The sequence below is a fragment of the Paenibacillus antarcticus genome (assembly GCF_001637225.1).
In the GTDB taxonomy this organism is placed as follows: Bacteria; Bacillota; Bacilli; order Paenibacillales; family Paenibacillaceae; genus Paenibacillus_AQ; species Paenibacillus_AQ antarcticus.
Map to the genome: position 1 here is coordinate 67,160 of NZ_LVJI01000048.1, position 15,398 is coordinate 82,557.

The following is a 15,398-nucleotide window of genomic DNA, read 5'->3' on the forward strand; positions in this document are numbered from 1 at the left end:
TAAAATACTCTTTTAAGAGTCACTATCACCCATTTAAAAAGAAAAAATACTAAATAAACAAATACATATAATTAATACAAATGTTTCTATTAATTAAGGTTACATAACTTTTATTATGTAACCTTAATGTCACTATCTTTACTCAAACTACTAATTATTTCTTATTTTATTGAATATTTTTACACAGCGTTTACATTTATATTGTAAGCTTATAGAGAACAAAGACGATTATAACAAAGTATGGTGGAGGAATTATGATCTCAGAAGAAAAAGCAGTATTAAATCGCACCTTACCATCCGTATATCTAAACCGTGATCTCAGTTGGATTGAATTTAACTGGCGGGTCCTTCAGGAAGCTCAAGATACTGATAATCTACTCTTAGAACGGGCGCACTTTCTAGCCATTGTTTCTACTAATCTAGAGGAATTCATGAGTGTTCGTGTAGCAGGTATTCAAGACCAGATTAGAGCCGGTTATACTAAGAAAGATTTCACTGGCTACACCCCATTAGGACTGTACAAACGTCTGTTAAAAAAAGTTTCCAAAATGATCAGTGAACAGTATCGTACATTTCGAGATATCTCTAAATTACTCGCTAAAGAGGGAATCGTCTTTTCCACGTATGACGAATTGAATACTGTTCAACAAGAAGTGATGGATCAGTATTATCAAGATATTATTTTCCCTGTATTAACACCTATGGCCGTGGATCAAAGCCGCCCTTTCCCACTTGTTCATAGCCAATATGTTTATTTGTCTGTAGTGCTAAGTCGAGTAGGAAACGAGGGGGAGGAGCCTTATTTCGCTATTTTACAAATACCTTCTAATCTAGCCCGTTGTATCGCTCTTCCTCATCGCAGTAACAGTAAGAAACGTCAATTTATATTTATTGAGGATCTGATCAAACAGCATATTCATACGCTATTTAGCGGATATTCGCCCATTGCAGTTCATGAATTCCGCATCACGCGTAACTCAGATCTAACGATTAATGAAGAAGGCGCCGAAGATTTATTGGAAGAGATTGAGAAGGAATTGCGTAAACGCAGATGGGGAGCTCCTGTTTGTTTAGAAGTTGAGAAAGGTATTCACCCGTATGCCCTAAGTCAGCTACAATCGGAATTTGAAATTACCGACTTCATCTTTGAAATTGACGGACCACTTGACCTTAGCTTTCTACATAGATTCGCAGGGTCATTGAAGGGGTTCTCTCATTTAAGTCACGGTCCTATAGAACCTGTATACCCTATGGAATTCGATGAAAATGAGGACTTTTTCGAGGTCTTAAGAGAACGCGATGTACTAGTGTATCATCCTTACGAGTCTTTCGAGGCTGTGACAGACTTTATCATTCAAGCCTCTGAAGATGAACATGTCATGGCGATTAAGATGACGTTATATCGCGTGAGTGGTAACTCTCCGCTTATTCAAGCTTTAGCTACAGCCGCAGAGTCGGGTAAACAGGTTACCGTTGTGGTGGAATTAAAGGCGAGATTTGATGAGGAACGTAATATTGCATGGGCACGTAAACTCGAGAAATCAGGTTGCCACGTGGTGTATGGTCTTATTGGTTTAAAAACACACGCCAAAATCACACTCGTCGTAAGACAAGAAGATCATGGCTTACAGCGTTACGTTCACGTAGGTACAGGGAATTACAATGATAGCACCGCCAAAGTATATACGGATTTGAGTCTATTCACTTCCAACCACGACATTGGTATAGATGCTTCAGAGTTATTCAACCAGATGACAGGTTACTCTAACAATTATGAATGGGATGCGATTACCGTTGCTCCGTCCAATATGAGCCAGTCCCTCTTCAAACTTATACGTCGAGAAGCTGAACACGCAATCGCTGGCAGACCTGCACGCATTATTGCGAAGATGAATTCCTTATCGAATAAGGAAATGATAGACGAATTATATACCGCGTCCCAAGCGGGAGTTCAAATAGACCTGATTGTGCGGGGCGTATGTTGCCTAAGACCAGGAGTACCTGGTTTAAGTGAGCATATTACAGTACGAAGTATTGTTGACCGTTTCTTGGAACATTCACGTATCTATTATTTCGAAAATGGGGGTACACCTGAGGTATGGATCTCCAGTGCGGATTGGATGACTCGGAACCTAAACAGACGTATCGAACTCATGTGTCCTGTATATGATCCTAATATCTTGAATCTAGTCTCCAAAATATTGCAATTAACACTTAAAGATAATGTTAAATCTAGATTCCTTCAGTCGAGTGGCAGTTATGAATTCTCAAACGACAAAGAGGCCCCATTTAGGAGCCAGTATGAAGCGATGCAGGTTAAGAAATGGAAGCGAAGTTAATCTTCAACTTGAGGTCCCAAGCACTCTTGAATACTTTAGCCACACTGTCCATTTCTTCTTGTTCGATCCATGTCTCAACATCGCTCAGGACGGTAAGATGCAGCGTCTTATTAGCAGTCTCTGTGTCAATAGCTTTAACAGCCTGCGTCTCACTTTGATCAAGAGCGATACACAACTGTACCAACGATCCTAACTTATGAATCCATTCTTCGTCGGAAGCAAAGATAATATCCTGATGTTCTTGGGATAATTTCTGCTTCCGGCTTTTTGTATTATAGGAGGCTATTAAGGCACACAGAATGATCTCCCTATGCGTAAGTCCCCGAATAGATGAATTCATGATCCAATAATGAGTATGTCGATTATATTGATAGTAATTAATATGACTCCCGATATGATACAACATGATTGACACGTATAAAAGCTTCTTGTGCTCCTCGCTATCTCCATCACTTCTCAACGTTTCGTATAATGTATCAGATAGTTTGTAAACATGATCTAAATGCGCTCGTGAACCTTCAGCTTCAAAGGTAAGTAATGTATTGATACTATAATCAAGCGTACTTGGTTTAACCGACTGTGCCGGATTGATGAGATCATGCAACATCCCTTCTCGTAAACCTTCACCACTGATAAGACAATGTTTAGCTTGGATATAATGATAGACCGTATGGACAATAATGAGTCCAGAAACAATAATATCGGCCCGACTCTTCGATAGTCCATTAATCTGTTTACGCTTCTCTAAAGGAAGGCTTGGGAGTATATTATAGAGCTGATCTACACTATCTGTCGTCAGAGTGTATCCATGTGAGATTGGCATGGAGTACCGTGTGTCTTTCTGATCTATTTTACCGAGAGAACGTATCGTTCCACCTAGACCAAATAAAGGTAACTGAGGTCTTGATTGCATCCATTCATGCTCTTCAAGCATGCTAAGCACATATTGACGTAAATTGAGTATTTCTTCTTCATTCCAATTCCCATCGTTGCCAAACTCGACGTTCGTGTTCACAGCGCCAAAGGGTAAGGATACACTTTTCTTAAAATTACGGTTCTCAAATAGTGTGATCTCAGTACTTCCTCCGCCGATGTCGACAATGAACCCATCCTCGATATCAAAGGAATTAATGACACCTAGAAATCCGAAATAAGCCTCTTCTTCTCCTGAAACAAGTGTAATATCTATAGAAGATTCCTTAGACAAGAACTCGATAATTTCTTGAGAATTAGTAGCATTACGAATCGCCGCAGTCGCTCCTGCACGGATCGTATCCACTCCAAAGGTGTTACAAACCTGTCTGAATTGTTTAAGAATGGGTACAATCCTGTACATCTCGTTCTTGTCCAGACTTCCCTGTTCATTAATCTTCGCACTCAAACGGGCGGAATGTTTATATTCCTTAATAATCTTGTATCCTCCATCGGGGGTTGTATCATAAATGACCAACCGAATGGAATTGGAACCTATGTCGACAATGCCAATCCGATATGGTTTAACTTTCATCATATATACTCCTCTTTCTTGCTGAGTGGTCACTGCTACCTAAGTCATTAATATAACATATTCTTGGCTGCACATGAAAAACAATACGGCAGGAGTTCGATATTCCATTTGCTATAACTTGATTTCTCCTCTGTGATTGTTGCTTCGTTTCAGCCCTACGCCAATAACCAAAATCCAGAAACACGTTCGCACCTATGGATATTAGTTCTTCTGCAAGATGATATAATAAGTAGTACTTTTACGATATAATGTTGTTGATCGCCCAAATGTTCATCAAACAATGAAAGCATTAAATCATCATAGTATAATATCATCGCTTGATGAAGTTCTTTTAATTTCTTAGCATACGCACTCTTCCCGCTTCCTACTATGCCACACCTATCTATAATCTGACTTAGATGATTATAAATACTATCATAAACGAGTATGACCGCATCACCATCAACCTAAACGAATGAAGGTACCTTCAACGAAAAAAGAGCTTACAATGCTAGCTTCCCAGCATTATAAACTCTTTTTCAAATATTAAATTTCAAACCCCATTAATTCTTTAACACGGTTGACATTTGTTTCTGATGTTAACTGTTCAAGTAAGAGAAAAGCAACCTCAAATCCAGTCGCTGGATTCGATGAAGTTATAATATGTCCATCAATTACAATAAGTTCATTCTGAACATTTGCACCATATAATCTTAATTGATCTTGTCGATGACTTGTTGGATGGTTATAGGTCGTTGCCTTTCTATCTTGTAATATCCCACTTTTGCCCAAGGCTAAAGAGGCTACGCAAATACTAGCAATTGGTTTTTGCTTAGCATGAAAGTACCTAATAACGCCAAGAAACCTTTCATCAAAAGCGTCATTGTAAAAGCCAGCTTCTTCAAATCCGCCAGGGATAGCTAGGGCATCATATTCTTCTAAAACTATATCTGAAATCACTTTTTCAGGAATGATTGTGAAGTTCCAAGTGCACTTTATTTGTTCTCGCAATCCAACAGTAACTAATTCTGTATTCCCATCACCTTCCCACCTATTCCAACCAAAAACGTCTGTGAAAACACTAGCTTCCGCTGCTTCGAAGCCATCTGCTAATAATAACAATATTTTTTTCATTGTTCATCCTCCTTTGTTATTATATTAGACAGAAATAAAGGCTAATAATATAAGCTAGGAACGATTAAACTACCATATATCTTTACTAACTCAGGAGAATGATCTAGTATTCTTAATAAAAAAAGGTTGTGTATAGATGGATATGATTGATGAGAGAATTCTAACCGAATTACAGAAAAATGCTAAGATTTCAATGAAAGATTTGGCTGAGATTGTTCATTTGTCTTCACCGGCTGTCATTGAACGAGTAAGAAAGTTAGAAGATAATGATACGATTGAAGGATATCATGCGAGTGTCTCCCTACAACAATTAGGTCGGAACATCGTAGCACTTATATTATTTGAATCAAAGGACTGCAAAGCTCTTGCACACTTTTGTAATCATCATCCTGACGTATTGGAATGTTATCGGGTGGCTGGGGAAATTAGCTATATTGCAAAAGTAGCTACGCATTCAGTGGAGAGTTTAGAAATATTTATCGATGAATCCATGAAATATGGTACACCTTCAACTAATATTGTATTGTCATCTAATGAGAAGAAAGTAAGAACTACTTATAATACATCCGACAGAAGCTAGAACCATCTACCAAACTTCTTTTTATGAATTACAGGAATGTGATTATACTGCGCCCACCTCGTAAGTTCTTCCATTCCCTTGTCTTCATTGACATGAAATTGAAAACACCAGTGGATCGGCACCATTATTTTATTCGTCGGTTTAATTCCAAGAATGTATTTCTTTCCTCTTATGCTCTTCATCACCATCAAGCTCTTAATCTGGTTAGGTTCAAGTGTTCGACCGCGAATAGATACGGATTCCGAATGGATGAAGAGATCCCATGGCTTCTTCAATGACCTAAATATGATGATCCCTAACAAGAATATGAAAATTAACAGTAATCCAGTTTCTATATAAAATAAGATCCAATCTATATCAAACCTTCCGATATGTCGAAGGAAACCATTCAATATCAAACCTGTGTAGAAGCTAATGACTATGAAATCAAAGATACCTGATGGATTTTCGATCTTGAAGGAACTATCTTGGAGTATCTTCTGTTCCATCTTGTTATGCCATCTCCTATCATAAACTATCTAAACTAGGATTCGCCGTTATATCCATCTTGTGAACCCTTTTTGGCGAAAAGGAATTTGATTCTGCTCTGCCCAGTTCTTCAATTCTTTCATCCCCTTATCTTCTTCCTCAAGAAACCGAAAACACAAATCGGTAGGAACGTATTTCTTATCATTTGGTTTAATTCCTAGAATGGGTCTGAAATAACCCGTGACCAATAGCATCTTGATTTCATTAGCTTCAACAATGCGATCATTAATGAATAAGGTATCCTGACTAATCAATAAGACAGTTGGTTTCATAGATTTCCTATAGATAAAGATTACAAGAAAGATGGTATATATAAGTATCTGGGCACCACCCAGATACAGAATGCTCTGAGGCGTATAGTCGCTCTGAATCTTTCTTATTAACCACGTCATTGATATGATTAGTATCATACTAATACCTAATATTGGTGAATTCCCGGAAGGGTGTTGGATCTTAAATTTACTGTTCTGTAACATCATGTGCTGCATTCTAATGAACTCACTCCTTGCACCTTGAATTACCCAAAACGGGCTTACATTTCGTTATTCACATATGCGCTGGAACTCATCCTCGAGAATAGACATCATAATCAAGTCATGAAATTCCCCTTCTGAATAGAGCGAATCTCTTTGAATGCCCTCATGCTGAAATCCAATTTTCTCATAAACATGGATAGCTCTCGGATTAAATGCATACACTTCTAGGGCAATACGGTGTAGGTTCAATGTTTCAAACCCATATCCAAGCAAAAGATTCATAGCTTCCGTGCCATAACCTTTCCCGCTATGCTGTGTTCCAATAGCAATACGAATATGTGCATTTCGGTTTATAGAATCAATTTCACTTAACACAACTTCTCCTATAAATTCATCCGTATCTTTCGATATGATCATGAAGTCAACACGATCCTCATGTATGTTACTAATCTTCTTAATCCAATCAGTTATTTCATCTTGTGTGAAATCTCTTTGTGTCCCGGTTAAGCGATTGCTCTCAGGGTCCAACAGAAAAGCATAATATGACTGAAAATCCGACTCACGCGCGAGGCGTAAGTTTATTATAGTACCTTCTATTTGAAGCTCTCTAACTAGCTTTGTCATGATGTAATCCTTTCTAATCTCAAGTTGTGGAACTCAATAGCCGTTCCCTTGAACAATTGATAACCCTTATATTAAAAAATTGATAATCGTATCATTAACAATCTCTTGTTTCTCGATCGCTAGTGCATGACCCGCATCGTGTATAACACTCGTATGTACGTTAGGTAGAAGTCGTGTTGCTTTAGATAACATTTGGCCATAATCATAGATGACTTCCTTATCACCAACTATTAGTAAAATTTCCATAGTAAGACTTTGTAACTCTTGATCTCTGAATACAATAGGTGTCACTCGCAACTGCGGTACACAATTCATTCCTGAAATGATGAACTGACGTATAAGCACCTCAGCTTTAGCATCTGGTTGATAGGATCTGCTCATGAACCACGATAGCTCCTTGCGAATACGAGACACTGTCGGTAACATGATGGCAGGGTATACTTTTAATAAGAATTTGGGAGTGATTTTGTGAATTCCAGCAGCAGGTGCTAATAAGATCATTTTCTGTACCTTCTCAGGAAATTGAAGCGCGAAATTTAAAGTGAGCCAGCCACCCATAGAATGTCCCATGAATATCGCTGATTGAAGTTGAAGTCCAATAAGAACATCGGAAATCCAAAGAGCTGCTTCTTCTCGTGTTCCTATAAGAGATGTAATCGTGCTTTTACCTAAGTCACCTAATGTATCCACCGCATACACTCTATAATGTTTAGACAGGGATTCAATATTCGGATACCACATCGTCGCGCTGAACGTCATCCCATGAAACAGAAGTATCGCGGGAGCCTCAATCGAACCCGATGCAATAATGTGTGTCTCACCGAATTGCGTAGATATCATTAAATCCTCAAATGGAACAGGCCATAACTGCATGGTTTCATCATATGCTTGAATGAACTGTTCTCTATTCCCTTTTTTACGAACAATAGAATAGCCTTGAGCCATCTTCAATCACCTCTTTCTGATCATCAAGTCAGTATTACACCCACCTTCCAAACCGTTTATGGACAAATGGAACTTGATTCTGCTCTGCCCAGTTCTTCAATTCTTTCATTCCCTTATCTTCTTCCTCCATGAACCGAAAACACAAATGGAACGGTACATTTATTTTGTTAATTGGTTTAATTCCTAGAACTGGTTTGAAGTATCCCATGACCATCACAATCTTAATCTGAATAATACAAGTATAATGCACTCGAAATAAAAAAAGATCCAAGGAAGATTGTCGCTATGCATAAAAAAGACTAACATCCTAACGTGTAATATCGTCAAAATGATCATCGATATGATGGGTCCAATCACTGAAGGATATCTGATATTGAATTTACTGTTAGGAAACATTATTTGTTGCATCGTAATTATTTCACCCCATATGTTTAAATCCATCATCCATATAATAACATGCGATCCAATATAATGTTATCTATTCATCAAGAATTCCAATCTCCTATTAAATAACTATACTTCTTGTTTACTGATCTTTCGATGCATTACATTTGCTAGAGACAAGAAAGAGGCATGGAATGAAGATAGTTCACCCAAAGCCTCTATCATATGGCACTAGAAACAAACATAATTATATTTCATGGTACAGATTTATTGTGCTCGATTAACGTATCCATCTTCTGTTCTAAGTTTCTCAATGTCTCAAGAGTTGATTGTTGCTGAATATTCCTATTTCTTATAAAGCGGATAAGGCTATAAATGAATAGTATTAAGAGTCCCACAACTAGCCCAAACACAACTATCGAAATCAATATCGTTTCCGAATGAATATCCATCTCCAACCCCTATTCAAGATTATTTCACATCAATTATTGTTCTTCCTCAGCACAATCGAAACATATTAATGATTTATCCTCTAATACTATACCGTTAATAAATCCATCATTACAGTACATTTTTCGTTTACATGTTTTACAGTAGCCAACAAGTTCTTGCATACGAATCGTCTCCCAATGATATCTATCAAGCACGTATAGGAATATCCTCGGTTCGAACAATATCCCCTACTTCATCACGATTGCGGGTCTGGTATTCTTTTAAAATTTGCTGAACTTCTGTCTTATGGTCAACACCTGCAATGAACACAATGTCCCCTGTTGTAGCCAGTTCAATCGCTCTTGTTGCTGCTTGATGCCCATTTGGCATCAATTCGAAAGTTATATTATTCGAAGAAGTGTATATACCTTGCCCGTTTGCTATTTCCTGTATCATGCTATTCATAGCTTCATTAGATAAATGTTCCGCAGAAAGGATAACGACATCACTATGCTTAGCTGCGATATCCCTTATCCGTGAAAATGTGGTTCCCTCATTATGATCATCCTCACAACTAAACACCGTAATCACTCTCTGATTGGTAAGTTCACATAACATTGACAACGCGTTGTTAACTGCATCAGGTGTGTGAGCGTAATCAACAATGACAATAAAGTCCTGAGACCCTTCCATAATCTCCATTCTCCCACTCGTATTCTTGAATTCAGACAATGCTTGTTGTATGAGTTGAAGCGGGATTTGTTCGGCTAGAGCCGTTGCTATAGAAGCAAGCGCATTATAGACATTAAAGGCGCCCACCATGCTACATTCAATTGTTATCGTTCCTACAAATGTGACGAGTCTAAACGTTGTTCCACTTACCGTAAGTTGAATATCTTCAGCCATCACATCTGCTGGATTGTTAATACCGTATGTAATCACTTCTGCGGTTGTTAGACCATGAAATAATTCAGATGCTGGATCATCTGCGTTAAGAATAGCGAATTTGTGTTTGGAATGTTCATACGAGTATGAATTTCCCATTCTTGAGAACAAAGTTCCTTTTGCCATCAGATACTTGTCCATTGTCCCATGATAATCGAGGTGATCATCTGTTAAATTTGTGAAGACAGCTGTACGAAAATCACATCCTATAACACGTCCCATATCTAAACCTTGCGAAGTCACTTCCATCACACAGTAGTCTGTTGAACAATTCTTCATTTTCGCCAAATTCGCTTGAAGCTTATGTGGTTCTTGTGTATTAATATTACTTTTGACGATCTTGTTACCTATCTTTGTACCGATATTACCCATAAGTCCTGTCTGATAATTAGCATGAGCTAGAATCGCTTCAATCATGTGACTCGTCGTTGTCTTTCCGTTGGTCCCGGTCACGCCTATTAACTTCAGATCATGACTTGGGTAACCGAAGAAATGCGTAGATAACATGGCTAAAGCGAATCTAGCATTCGGCACTTTTATAGTAGGTACTTGTGCGACGATATCCCGTTCAACAATTAATGCCACAGCTCCCGCTTCTATCGCATGATCAATATATAGGTGACGATCTTCTTGAAGTCCTGGAATACCTGCTATACATACAAATAAATTCCCTTGTTTCACTTCGCGAGAATTTATTGTGATCCCCGTGATATCAACGTCTAACTCTCCTTGAACGGATACAACCGTTAACTGCTCAACAAGTTCTTTTAACTTCAAGTAAGAAACCTCCAATATAATAGATTATCAGCTTTTACATATATATTCGTTAAAAGTTATATTTTCCCTGTATTGAGTTAGTTGGAACCATCAAAAAACCTCTGGAGTTGCGCTCCAAAGGCTTTGATTCAAGTATCATCCAATGTTGCTCTCTATGCGCTTAGGACTTCGTATTTGAGCAATATGGATTGTTTAATAATCTTTTTTTTCATCAAATCACGTTGTACAGCTACGGGTAGATTATAGAGTGTGTCTTCCTGTGCTAAGGCTAACAGGACTATTTTCGTTGCATCCATCGCTAGATCTTCATCTTGAAGGATATAATACGCCACTTGATAGCCATACGTTTCCAACCGTCTTAATACTTCTACTGTTCTATTAAAATAATCTGATGATCTCACAATATCTACCTCGCCTGTACGTTGTGACGTTGATTTAACCATTTACAATATATATAGGAGCTTTAGTCAGCAATTTGCATATACAGTCTTCCACCGTAATTCATGGTCCACTTACTTTCTGATGGCTCTCCTTCATACACAACCTGGCCTGTATATAGAATCGCTCCATTCGTGGCATCTAATACAGCAACCTTGGGAATGTCACTTTTGTAATATAGAATATATAACTTATTATTCTTCGTTGTGCCCATTATGATGGTATCAGCATCCAGTTGCTTGTCAGTTAAGGAGATGATTTCATTTTCCATCTTCTCTGTTTCTATGTTGTAATGTGATAATTTAATAGAGTCTTCCTCATAATTCAGGATAGAAAGAACATTACCGTCTAACCGAAGTTCTCCATTATCATCGATACCTGCGCTCTTCAGGTTATCTGACATATCTGTTAATACACCAGTCTTATACGCATAGGAGTAGAGATGCTGATCAATTATGCCCATGTAGTCGTTTACTCGTTTTTGTTCATCCGTAACAATTAATACAGCATGATCACTAGGAGCAGAATGAATTGCGTTCAAAATACTCCGATCAAATAGCTCAACATTGTCCTTCGTGTTATCTCCTAAGACAAGTCTTTCTTTATTGATTAATGTTCCATTGTTCATATCCACAACATAATCATGATACTCGACCGCTGCACCATTCAAATTCCCCTTACTACGTTGATTGATTAGCATGTGAACCTGCTCACCAATCAACTGCACATCCTCTACATAAATATAAGAATAGCCCAATGAATCATCCACAATGGTTTCAAAATGCTTAACTGCACCGGTTGTCTGATTTAGAGAGTCTATACTTAGAACAATCTCCGGCTTGACACCAAGAGCATTATTGAGAACAGCATCCGCATATATAATCCATTCATCATCTTTATAGAAGCTACTAATAGTACCTTTGCCCCTCATAAAAGAGCGATGATCGTTGAGCATCTGACGGATATCAATTTGGTCGTTCATCCATGAACGTGAACCCGAGAACAATTGGCTAATTATAGAGCGCCTATTTGGATATTCGCCACCCTCAGAAGTCGCAATTAATAACTGATTTCCTCCCCCATTCGAAAAGTTTCCTTGAACACTAATCTTGCTTCCCTCGTTAACATCTCCCGATACTTTCAATATCTTATATTCCGGAAAATCTACCACTGCACCATATACATAATACGTACCCAATCCAACAATAATGAAAACACTAAATACGATAGAAATCCAATAACGTCTCATGATCATCCTCCTTACACTGTTATCTTTTTGGAAATAAGTCGACAACCAATCCATACCGACACAGTCATAACCACAACACACATGACGAGTTCGATAGCAAATATTTCATTAGGATATAAATATCCATTCACATTATCCAATCCTAGACCGGCCATAGGAAATAAGAGTAAGAACACACTTATCCCTAAATATAGAATGGCATATAGAATGCCTAGACGACCATAACTTCGTTCGATCAGAATGGCCGCAAATATTACTAGCACCGCTATTATTCCTATTACGTAATAGACGAGAAATGAATCGAACTGCCATGGTATGAGCATCTCTAACGCTGGATTTGCATAAATAATATTGGAGATATTAGAAGGATCTCTCATGTCGGATGGGACAATCAGATTGAAAATCAATTTTTCAACTGGTAATAATGCCAACTGAAAAGATACAAGCCCAAATATGAATATTAGAATGGCCGTTAATTTAGCGAAATAAATATGCCGTCTTGCAGTAGGTAGTGTCAACAAACGATATATAAATGTATTTCGACCCAACCAATCCCGGTACCAGATTAGAAATACATATATCGCAATTACACCAATACTCATCAGAATGGGAATCATAAATATGAATTGTGTATTAAATAGCACATGCGTAAACGACAGGTTGCCGCTAGTTGAAGAATTCAAGATATAACCCATTGAACCTCCATTCATCCAAGCTCCACTTTCTCGATTGGATACAGCACTTTTAGTCCACCAGATTACGCCTCCAAACTGACAAATAAGCGTTAGACTCATTAAGCCAGCCAATATGTATTTAAAGCGATCGACTTCCATATGTACAAGCTTTAAATATCTATTCACCCTTGGTATACCTCCCTCATAACGTCAACGATGGATTTACCTTCCTCGCTACGAATTTGTTCACATTGAAAGTCCCGACAGATGGCTCCATCTTTCATGAGTAAAGCTCGATCGATCAAATGCTCTACCTCACCTATTTCGTGTGTAGTTAGAAGTACGCCGCGATCTTCGATCAAGTGGCTAGAGAATACCTCTGCAATCAGACCTCGACTGAACATATCTATGCCCGAGAATGGTTCATCCATTAAGACATACGCTGTATCCTGTGAAAGACCAAGCACTAGATTAAATTTAGCTGCTGTTCCCTTTGAAAGATTGCCAATTCTCTCTGTCCGATCCAAGCTAAAGAATGTCATGAGCTCCTCGGCTCTATTCGCATTCCAGCTCTGATAAAAGTCTTGCATGAACTGTAGTCCCTCAGACAGCTTCATTCCAGGAGGCATAGTTAAATGATCGGGGACAAATGCTACCTGCTCATATAGGTTCTTATCTATGGGTTGACCGTCAATCAGGATCGATCCTGATTTCAGAGGTGTTAAGCCCATAATTGCCTTTAGAACCGTTGACTTACCCGCTCCGTTAATGCCAATAAGACATGTTATTTGTCCTTTTTCCACCGTGAAGGAGGCGCCGTTTAACACGGACCGACCACGATATCGCTTATGAATGTCTACAACCTTAATCATGCATGGTCTCCTCCTTCCTGTACTTGTCTTTCTATCTCATTTCTTTCAAGATACTTCTGTTTTACGATATCCAATAGTTCTTCTACGGGAACGTCAATTTTACGGACCGATACCACAAAGGCATCAACAGCTTCGCTAATTAATTCAGAACGAATACTACGTAGTAAATTGTCATCAAGCGTGATTCGACTTGGTGAATTACCTTCGGTTACGATCAATTGTTGTTCCTCCATTTCCTTATAAGCCTTCTGTGCCGTGTTAGGGTTTATCTTTAGCATAGCGCCCAATTCCCTCCGTGAAGGTATGATTTGCCCGGCTTCCAGCCGACCGGTTGCAAGTTGTTCTTTGAAATGTCGGACAACCTGCAAATATACCGGATCCCGGCCGTTGAAAGTGACGTCCGTCCAGCCTTCATTCATTTTCATCCTGCACCTCGCATTCTGTTGTAGTGTGTGTACTAAGTAGTTCATACGTTATAGATGTATTATGCTTGTAATACAGTTTGTTTGTCAATACATTCCAATTAAATGTTGTAAAATATTACTTCACTAATTTCATTGTTCTGACCCTGAAATCAGCTTCCATCATTTATTCACAATCCCATGATACACGTTCATCTACAATATCAAAAAACACTGCACTCACCTACATGGGTGAGCGCAGTGTTTCTATAGAGCTATAACTATGAGTCGTTTATTTCATACGTATTGTTTCTAATGGCTGTGCATTCCCATAGACCGGACGTATGCGATCTACTGGCTGCGCCCATTTCACGGCATTCACAATGACACGCTGAATGTCTTTATTATAATATGTTGGATACGTTTCATGTCCCGGTCTGAAATAAAACACCTTACCGTTTCCACGTGTAAAGGTACACCCGCTTCTGAACACTTCTCCGCCTTCAAACCAACTTGTAAAGATAAGCTCATCTGGTGCAGGGATATCAAAATGCTCGCCATACATCTCTTCTTTATCAAGTTCGATGAATTCCCCAATGCCTTCTACGATCGGATGACTTGGCGCTACAACCCAAAGACGTTCCGTTTCACCCACTTCACGCCATTTCAAATCACAACTGGTACCCATTAATACTTTGAAAATCTTAGAGAAATGACCCGAGTGAAGGACAATCAAGCCCATGCCATCAAGGACACGCTGCTGTACTTTTTGAACAACTTCATCTGTTACTTCCCCGTGGGCTAGGTGTCCCCACCAAATGAGCACATCCGTATTATGTAATATATCATCTGTTAAACCATGTTCTGGTTCATCAAGCGTAGCAGTTCCTACTTCATACCCTGCTTCTGTTAAAAAACCTGCAATAGCACCGTGAATTCCATCCGGATATATTTCAGCAACAAGCGGGTTCTTTTTCTCATGACGGTTTTCATTCCATACTGTTACTCTTACCATTTGTATGAACACTCCTTCTTGTATTAACACTGTTCTCAGTATAGATAATTCATTGTGTTAATGAAATACTTAATCATGCCAATTTTATATTCAAAAGTG

The 15,398-nt window shown here is 38.6% G+C and carries 16 protein-coding genes; 2 read left to right on the top strand and 14 right to left on the bottom strand.

What is annotated here, in order from left to right; all coding sequences use genetic code 11:
* Positions 1-254: 254 nt before the first annotated feature.
* Entirely contained in the window at positions 255-2,339 is a 2,085-nt protein-coding gene (ppk1, locus tag PBAT_RS21260; RefSeq protein ID WP_068652691.1) for a polyphosphate kinase 1, read from the top strand.
* Here the strand turns inward: ppk1 and PBAT_RS21265 are convergent.
* Positions 2,317-3,846: a Ppx/GppA phosphatase family protein gene (locus PBAT_RS21265; RefSeq protein ID WP_068652880.1), complete on the bottom strand. Its 1,530-nt coding sequence runs from the start codon at positions 3,844-3,846 to the stop codon at positions 2,317-2,319. The two genes, ppk1 and PBAT_RS21265, sit on opposite strands and share 23 nt — an antisense overlap.
* Before the next feature lie 525 nt (positions 3,847-4,371).
* Entirely contained in the window at positions 4,372-4,959 is a 588-nt protein-coding gene (locus PBAT_RS21270; RefSeq protein ID WP_068652693.1) for a DJ-1/PfpI family protein, read from the bottom strand.
* Between the two features lie 136 nt (positions 4,960-5,095).
* Between PBAT_RS21270 and PBAT_RS21275 the strand changes: the two genes are divergently transcribed.
* Positions 5,096-5,539, top strand: coding sequence for an Lrp/AsnC family transcriptional regulator (locus PBAT_RS21275; protein ID WP_068652695.1), 444 nt, complete (start codon positions 5,096-5,098; stop codon positions 5,537-5,539).
* Here the strand turns inward: PBAT_RS21275 and PBAT_RS21280 are convergent.
* From PBAT_RS21280 to PBAT_RS21340, 12 genes are all read right to left on the bottom strand, one after another.
* On the bottom strand, positions 5,536-6,027 hold the full coding sequence (locus PBAT_RS21280; RefSeq protein ID WP_068652697.1) for a hypothetical protein: 492 nt from the start codon (positions 6,025-6,027) through the stop codon (positions 5,536-5,538). The two genes, PBAT_RS21275 and PBAT_RS21280, sit on opposite strands and share 4 nt — an antisense overlap.
* A gap of 48 nt (positions 6,028-6,075) precedes the next feature.
* Positions 6,076-6,459 (bottom strand): hypothetical protein, encoded by a 384-nt coding sequence (locus PBAT_RS21285; protein WP_149466346.1) that lies wholly within the window; start codon positions 6,457-6,459, stop codon positions 6,076-6,078.
* Positions 6,460-6,609: 150 nt separating this feature from the next.
* A complete protein-coding gene (locus PBAT_RS21290) occupies positions 6,610-7,167 on the bottom strand; it encodes a GNAT family N-acetyltransferase (protein WP_068652699.1) in 558 nt (185 codons plus the stop codon).
* A gap of 66 nt (positions 7,168-7,233) precedes the next feature.
* The gene (locus PBAT_RS21295) at positions 7,234-8,112 is read right to left on the bottom strand and encodes an alpha/beta fold hydrolase (protein ID WP_068652700.1); all 879 of its coding nucleotides are present in this window, start codon (positions 8,110-8,112) and stop codon (positions 7,234-7,236) included.
* An 869-nt stretch (positions 8,113-8,981) separates the two neighbouring features.
* Positions 8,982-9,143 carry a hypothetical protein gene (locus tag PBAT_RS25420; protein WP_157091344.1) on the bottom strand — a complete coding sequence of 54 codons (162 nt, stop codon included), beginning with the start codon at positions 9,141-9,143 and terminating at the stop codon, positions 8,982-8,984.
* On the bottom strand, positions 9,136-10,650 hold the full coding sequence (locus PBAT_RS21310) for a UDP-N-acetylmuramoyl-L-alanyl-D-glutamate--2,6-diaminopimelate ligase (RefSeq protein WP_068652703.1): 1,515 nt from the start codon (positions 10,648-10,650) through the stop codon (positions 9,136-9,138). The genes PBAT_RS25420 and PBAT_RS21310 overlap by 8 nt, the downstream gene beginning before the upstream one ends.
* Before the next feature lie 152 nt (positions 10,651-10,802).
* Positions 10,803-11,093, bottom strand: a complete 291-nt coding sequence (locus PBAT_RS21315; protein WP_149466347.1) for a hypothetical protein — start codon at positions 11,091-11,093, stop codon at positions 10,803-10,805.
* A gap of 20 nt (positions 11,094-11,113) precedes the next feature.
* Complete coding sequence (locus PBAT_RS21320; protein ID WP_068652705.1) at positions 11,114-12,337, bottom strand: hypothetical protein; 1,224 nt, start codon at positions 12,335-12,337, stop codon at positions 11,114-11,116.
* An 11-nt stretch (positions 12,338-12,348) separates the two neighbouring features.
* The gene (locus tag PBAT_RS21325; RefSeq protein ID WP_084403300.1) at positions 12,349-13,197 is read right to left on the bottom strand and encodes a hypothetical protein; all 849 of its coding nucleotides are present in this window, start codon (positions 13,195-13,197) and stop codon (positions 12,349-12,351) included.
* Positions 13,194-13,883, bottom strand: coding sequence for an ATP-binding cassette domain-containing protein (locus PBAT_RS21330; RefSeq protein WP_068652706.1), 690 nt, complete (start codon positions 13,881-13,883; stop codon positions 13,194-13,196). The genes PBAT_RS21325 and PBAT_RS21330 overlap by 4 nt, the downstream gene beginning before the upstream one ends.
* On the bottom strand, positions 13,880-14,308 hold the full coding sequence (locus PBAT_RS21335; protein ID WP_246168253.1) for a GntR family transcriptional regulator: 429 nt from the start codon (positions 14,306-14,308) through the stop codon (positions 13,880-13,882). Before PBAT_RS21335 ends, PBAT_RS21330 begins: the two co-directional genes overlap by 4 nt.
* A gap of 268 nt (positions 14,309-14,576) precedes the next feature.
* Positions 14,577-15,299, bottom strand: a complete 723-nt coding sequence (locus PBAT_RS21340; RefSeq protein ID WP_068652708.1) for a ThuA domain-containing protein — start codon at positions 15,297-15,299, stop codon at positions 14,577-14,579.
* Positions 15,300-15,398: the final 99 nt, after the last annotated feature.

What these genes read in the sequence shown, in the direction of transcription:
- ppk1 (WP_068652691.1), top strand. Translation starts at nt 255, where the DNA reads ATGATCTCAGAAGAAAAAGCAGTATTAAATCGCACCTTACCATCCGTA.
- PBAT_RS21265 (WP_068652880.1), bottom strand. Translation starts at nt 3,846, where the DNA reads ATGAAAGTTAAACCATATCGGATTGGCATTGTCGACATAGGTTCCAAT.
- PBAT_RS21270 (WP_068652693.1), bottom strand. Translation starts at nt 4,959, where the DNA reads ATGAAAAAAATATTGTTATTATTAGCAGATGGCTTCGAAGCAGCGGAA.
- PBAT_RS21275 (WP_068652695.1), top strand. Translation starts at nt 5,096, where the DNA reads ATGGATATGATTGATGAGAGAATTCTAACCGAATTACAGAAAAATGCT.
- PBAT_RS21280 (WP_068652697.1), bottom strand. Translation starts at nt 6,027, where the DNA reads ATGGAACAGAAGATACTCCAAGATAGTTCCTTCAAGATCGAAAATCCA.
- PBAT_RS21285 (WP_149466346.1), bottom strand. Translation starts at nt 6,459, where the DNA reads ATGACGTGGTTAATAAGAAAGATTCAGAGCGACTATACGCCTCAGAGC.
- PBAT_RS21290 (WP_068652699.1), bottom strand. Translation starts at nt 7,167, where the DNA reads ATGACAAAGCTAGTTAGAGAGCTTCAAATAGAAGGTACTATAATAAAC.
- PBAT_RS21295 (WP_068652700.1), bottom strand. Translation starts at nt 8,112, where the DNA reads ATGGCTCAAGGCTATTCTATTGTTCGTAAAAAAGGGAATAGAGAACAG.
- PBAT_RS21315 (WP_149466347.1), bottom strand. Translation starts at nt 11,093, where the DNA reads ATGGTTAAATCAACGTCACAACGTACAGGCGAGGTAGATATTGTGAGA.
- PBAT_RS21320 (WP_068652705.1), bottom strand. Translation starts at nt 12,337, where the DNA reads ATGAGACGTTATTGGATTTCTATCGTATTTAGTGTTTTCATTATTGTT.
- PBAT_RS21330 (WP_068652706.1), bottom strand. Translation starts at nt 13,883, where the DNA reads ATGATTAAGGTTGTAGACATTCATAAGCGATATCGTGGTCGGTCCGTG.
- PBAT_RS21335 (WP_246168253.1), bottom strand. Translation starts at nt 14,308, where the DNA reads ATGAAAATGAATGAAGGCTGGACGGACGTCACTTTCAACGGCCGGGAT.
- PBAT_RS21340 (WP_068652708.1), bottom strand. Translation starts at nt 15,299, where the DNA reads ATGGTAAGAGTAACAGTATGGAATGAAAACCGTCATGAGAAAAAGAAC.